This window comes from Lentzea sp., assembly GCF_036380075.1.
Taxonomy (GTDB): Bacteria; Actinomycetota; Actinomycetes; order Mycobacteriales; family Pseudonocardiaceae; genus Lentzea.
In genome coordinates this window covers 1-5,282 of the sequence record NZ_DASVFL010000277.1, presented here as the reverse complement: position 1 = coordinate 5,282, position 5,282 = coordinate 1, and the positions used below count along the sequence as shown (strand labels likewise).

Annotated in this window: 4 protein-coding genes; all 4 read left to right on the top strand. The window is 69.4% G+C overall.

Features of this window, described 5'->3' with window-relative positions:
• On the top strand, nt 1-219 hold a 219-nt coding region (locus VF330_RS29940), incomplete at its 5' end, for a hypothetical protein (RefSeq protein ID WP_330855042.1).
• 135 nt (nt 220-354) lie between these two features.
• Entirely contained in the window at nt 355-1,479 is a 1,125-nt protein-coding gene (locus VF330_RS29935) for an acyltransferase (protein WP_330855041.1), read from the top strand.
• Nucleotides 1,480-1,741: 262 nt separating this feature from the next.
• Nucleotides 1,742-4,042 (top strand): RNA degradosome polyphosphate kinase, encoded by a 2,301-nt coding sequence (locus tag VF330_RS29930; protein ID WP_330855040.1) that lies wholly within the window; start codon nt 1,742-1,744, stop codon nt 4,040-4,042.
• A complete protein-coding gene (locus tag VF330_RS29925; protein ID WP_330855043.1) occupies nt 4,042-4,959 on the top strand; it encodes an NUDIX hydrolase in 918 nt (305 codons plus the stop codon). Before VF330_RS29930 ends, VF330_RS29925 begins: the two co-directional genes overlap by 1 nt.
• Nucleotides 4,960-5,282: the final 323 nt, after the last annotated feature.

Sequence of the window (5,282 nt, the reverse complement as noted above, 5' to 3'; positions counted from 1 at the left end):
CCGCGGACCGAGGGCATCGTGTTCCCGCGGGTGAGCGGCGACTTCGTGTCGTGGCAGTCGGAGTCCTCGTACATCACGGACATCCGCAGCGGCGCGACCATGCACACGTCCGACGGCGCGTACTGGCTGGAAGTGCACGGTGGAGCGCTGACGCAGCAGGGCTGGCGTGTCGCCGCGGCCGCGCCGTTGGCACGGCTTTCCCCGCTCCCCAAGTGCTGACACGTGACGAACGACACGAAAATGTTGGTCCGGGCAACGTGAAGGGGAACCCCGGCACCTTTACATCCGTATCCCCCGACACACGGCGTTTCCCCCGGCGCCGTTCCCCGACGTTCTGCCCAGAGGTGTACCTGCATGACTTCGCTGACGCACGCCGACTACCTGGCGTTGCGCCGCTTCCCCGCTCTCGACGGCCTGCGCGCCATCGCCGCGGTCCTCGTCGTCTTCTTCCACTACGGCGGTCCTGACCGGCTTCAGGGCTGGGCCGGTGTCCAGATGTTCTTCGTCCTCAGCGGATTCCTCATCACCACGCTGATGCTGCGCGAGGAGCGCAGGAGCGGCCGGATCTCGCTGAAGGAGTTCTACCTGCGGCGGGGCTTCAGGATCCTGCCCGTCTACTTCGTCGTCCTGCTCGTGACGGTCGTCGCCTCCGCGCTCTGCGGCACGTTCACCAGCAACGGGATCGGCCCGGCGCTGAAGTACTTCCTGACGTTCACCAACGAGTTCGCCGACGCAAGCCCCTACGGGCAGTCGTGGTCGCTGGGCGTCGAGCAGAAGTTCTACCTGGTCTGGCCGCTGGTGGCGATCGCGCTGGGCACCGTCGTGCTGAAGCGCCGCGCCGGTGCCGCCGTCCTCGGCATGCTGCTCGCGCTCGTCGTCGTGAACTTCACCGCGGAGCACAGCAACCCCGGCTGGCCGCTGCACTACTTCTCGATCCTGACCGGCGTCCTGCTCGCCGTCGCGTTGCACAGCCCGCGCGGTTTCGCCCTGTTGCGGCCGTTGACGAACCCCGTGGCGCAGCTGGCCGTCTGCCTCGGGTTCGCCTGCGTGCACCTGAGCGTGAAGCCGATCGCCGGGTTCCTCGACGGGATCAACGGCATCCCCGGTCACGTCCTCGTCATCCCGGTCTACGCGCTCGCGACGGCCGTTCTGCTCACCGCGTTGGTCGCGCCGGGGCCGGCGACGACGGTGCTGTCCGCGAGGCCGATGCAGTTCGTCGGCGAGCGGTCGTACTCGCTGTACCTGGTGCAGACCATCGCCGCGACGGTCATCTGGTTCTTCTGGCCGCGCCTGGCCGGTCTCGGCCAGGCGGTCGTGGTCACCGCGCTGGCACTGGCGCTGGCGAGCGTGCTCTACAAGGTGGTCGAGATCCCGATGATCAACCTCGGCCGCCGGGTGATCGCCCGCGGGCGCGAGACCGGTGTTCCCCGGCAAGGCGCGGCGCGGGCTTCCACCGCTCCACAGCGGACGAGCGTCTAAGGTTCTGCTCCGTGCAGGCGACCGTGTCGACGTTCAACAGTGATGGGTCCGCCGTCGTCCTGCGAGATGACGGCGTTCTCCTCGACGTGAGTGCGGAAGCCGTCACAGCGGGTGGCTGGCGGATGCTGCGTCCGGGTCAGCGGGTGACCCTCGAACGTAGTCCCGACGGGGTCGTGACGGCCGTCCGGTTGCCTGTTCTGTGACGAGGAGTTCACCAGCCCGACGTTCTCGGCAGGGGCGCTCGCGCCGATAGTGGGGAACAATGCGGGGCGTGAGCACGGAAAACTCTGACGGCCAGGCGACCCCACCCCGACGCCGCTCGACGCGCGGCAAGGCAGCGGCGACCCCGCGTGCGGCGACGCGCAAGCAGCCGCAGCCGCGTGCTGCGACCCGGCGGGCTTCCACCTCGCGTGCGAAGGCCGAACCGGAGCAGGAGCAGCCGGCCGCCGCGCCCACGCGCGGTGTGCCCTCGGCTCCGCCCGCGGTGACGTCGAGCCCGTTGCCCACCGACCTGCCGGACGACCGGTACTTCAACCGGGAACTGTCCTGGTTGGACTTCAACGCCCGCGTGCTCGCGCTGGCGGAGGACTCGTCGCAGCCGCTGCTGGAGCGGGCGAAGTTCCTCGCGATCTTCGCGTCGAACCTCGACGAGTTCTACATGGTCAGGGTCGCGGGCCTGAAGCGCCGCGCGGAGACCGGTCTCACGGTGCGCAGCGCGGACGGGCTCACGCCGCTCGAGCAGCTCGTGTCGATCTTCAAGCGCTCGCAGGAGCTCGTGGAGCAGCACGCCCGCGCGTTCCTCGACCACATCCGGCCCGGTCTGGAAGAGCACCGGATCAGCATCGTGACGTGGGGCGACCTCACGGACTACGACCGGTTGAGGCTCTCCCACTACTTCAGCGAGCAGGTGTTCCCGGTCCTGACGCCGCTCGCGGTCGACCCCGCGCACCCGTTCCCCTACATCTCCGGGCTCTCGCTGAACCTCGCGGTGACCGTGCGGGACCCCGAGGGCGGCGGCGAGCGGTTCGCGCGCGTGAAGGTGCCGGACAACGTGCCGCGCCTCGTCCGCGTCGAGGCGGACCGGTCGTCCTCGTCGGCGACTTTCCTGCCGCTGGAGGAGCTCATCGCCGCGCACCTGGGCGAGCTGTTCGCGGGCATGGAGGTCATCGAGTGCCACGCGTTCCGCGTCACGCGCAACGCGGACCTCGAGGTCGAGGAGGACCGCGACGAGGACCTGTTGCAGGCGCTGGAACGCGAGCTCGCGCGGCGCCGGTTCGGTCCGCCGGTGCGCCTGGAGGTCGCCGACGACATGACCGAGCACATGCTCGAACTGTTGTTGCGGGAGATGGACGTCGACCCGCACGACGTCGTGACGGTGCCCGGCTTGCTCGATTTGTCGTGCCTGTGGCAGCTCTACGGCATCGACCGCAAGACGTTGAAGGACCCGGCGTTCGTGCCGGCGACGCACCCGGCGTTCGGTGAGCGCGAGACGCCGAAGAGCGTGTTCGCGACCCTGCGCGAGGGCGATGTCCTCGTGCACCACCCGTACGACTCGTTCTCCACGTCGGTGCAGCGCTTCATCGAGCAGGCCGCGGCCGACCCGCACGTGCTGGCCATCAAGCAGACCCTGTACCGGACCTCCGGCGACTCGCCCATCGTGGACGCGCTGATCGACGCGGCCGAGGCGGGCAAGCAGGTCGTGGCGCTGGTGGAGATCAAGGCCCGGTTCGACGAGCAGGCGAACATCAAGTGGGCCCGCACGCTGGAGAAGGCGGGCGTGCACGTCGTCTACGGCCTGGTGGGCCTCAAGACGCACTGCAAAACCTCGCTCGTGGTGCGCCAGGAGGGTTCGACGATCCGGCGCTACTGCCACATCGGCACCGGCAACTACAACCCGAAGACGGCGCGCCTGTACGAGGACGTCGGCATCCTCACCGCGGAGCCGACGATCGGCGCGGACCTCACGGACCTGTTCAACGTGCTGACCGGCTACGCGCGTCAGGACGAGTACCGCACGCTGCTGGTCGCTCCCTACGGCGTGCGCAAGGGCATCGTGGACCGGATCAACGGCGAGATCGAACGCGCGCAGGCCGGCGAGAAGTCGGGCGTGCAGATCAAGGTGAACTCGCTCGTGGACGAGCAGGTCATCGACGCGCTGTACCGGGCGTCGCAGGCCGGTGTGCCCGTCGACGTGGTCGTGCGCGGCATCTGCGGCCTGAAGCCCGGCATCAAGGGGCTGTCCGAGAACATCCGGGTGCGCTCGATCCTCGGCCGGTTCCTGGAGCACTCGCGGGTCTTCCACTTCGTCGCCTGCGACGAGTACTGGATCGGCAGCGCGGACATGATGCACCGCAACCTGGACCGCCGCGTCGAGGTCGCCGTGCGGGTGGCGGACCCGCGGCTGACCAAGCAGCTGGGCGAGATGTTCGAGTCCGCGCTCGACCCGCACACGCGCTGCTGGGTGCTTCGTTCCGACGGAGAATGGGAAGCCTCGCCGTCGGACGGGTCGACCGTCCGCGACCACCAGATGGAACTTCTCCACAAGCACGGAGCTCTTGGGTGATCAAAGCTGCTGGGGCGGTGCTCTGGCGCGACGCCGGCGGTGACGTCGAAGTCGCGGTCGTGCACCGCCAGCGTTATGACGACTGGTCCCTGCCGAAGGGCAAACTCGATCCCGGGGAGACGATTCCCGCCTGCGCGGTGCGCGAGGTGGAAGAGGAAACAGGCTTCTCGTGCGTTCTCGGCCGCCATTTGCGGCAGGTGTCGTACTCGGTGAAGGGCACGTCCAAAACGGTCGACTACTACGCCGCCCGCGCCGAGTCCGGTTCTTTCGCGGCCAACGACGAGGTGGACGTCCTGCGGTGGCTGCCGGTCGCCGAGGCGGCGCAGCTGCTGACCTACGAACCGGACCGCGAGGTGCTCGCCGAGTTCGACCGCCTGCCCGCCGACCTGCTGCTCGTGCTGCTGGTGCGGCACGCCAAGGCCGGCAAGCGGTCCGAGTGGAACGGCGACGACGACCTGCGTCCCCTCTCAGACGCCGGCCGGCGGCAGGCGGCGGCACTGCGCTCGCTGCTCCCGCTGTGGTCGCCCACGCGCGTCCACACGGCTCCCAGGGTCCGTTGCGCGGACACCGTGCGGGGCGTGGCCGAGGACCTGGCCGTGGAGGTGGTCGAGGAGCACCGCCTGTCGGAGGAGGGCTACTGGCCCGACCCGGACGCGGGCCTGGTGCGCCTGCTGGAGGTGGCGGCCCAGGAGGGCCGTGCCGTCGTCTGCTCGCAGGGCGGCGTGATCCCGGCGGTGGTGCGCACGCTGGCGGAGCTGGGCGGGCTGAGGCTCGACGAGTTCCCCTGCAAGAAGGGCAGCACCTGGGTGCTCGCGTTCACCAGGCCGTTCGGCAGCTGGTCCACTTCGGACTCGCCTTCGCGCTGGCCAACCCTGGTGTCGGCCCACTACCTGGCCACCGCGCTCCCCCGCCCCTGAGGCGTTCCCCGCCGCCGTCTCCCCGCTTCCGAAAAGTTCGCCTCGGGCAACGAATCGGGAGCGGGAGGCGGCGGTTTCGCTTGTGCGGGGCACGCTCCCGGTCCCGCGGGCGTTATTTCTATTGGCGGAATGGGGATCGGACGGGCACGGATCGGCGCGCGCAAAGGGACGCGAGTTCGCGTCGGCCGGATGACCGACAAACGTCCCGCCAATGGCGAACGAGCCGCCGCCGTCTGCGAAGCAGCGGCCACCAAGCACAGCGGCCGGACAACACGAAAGCCCCGGTGTGCGCACACCGGGGCTTTTCGCGTGAGATCTGAAGT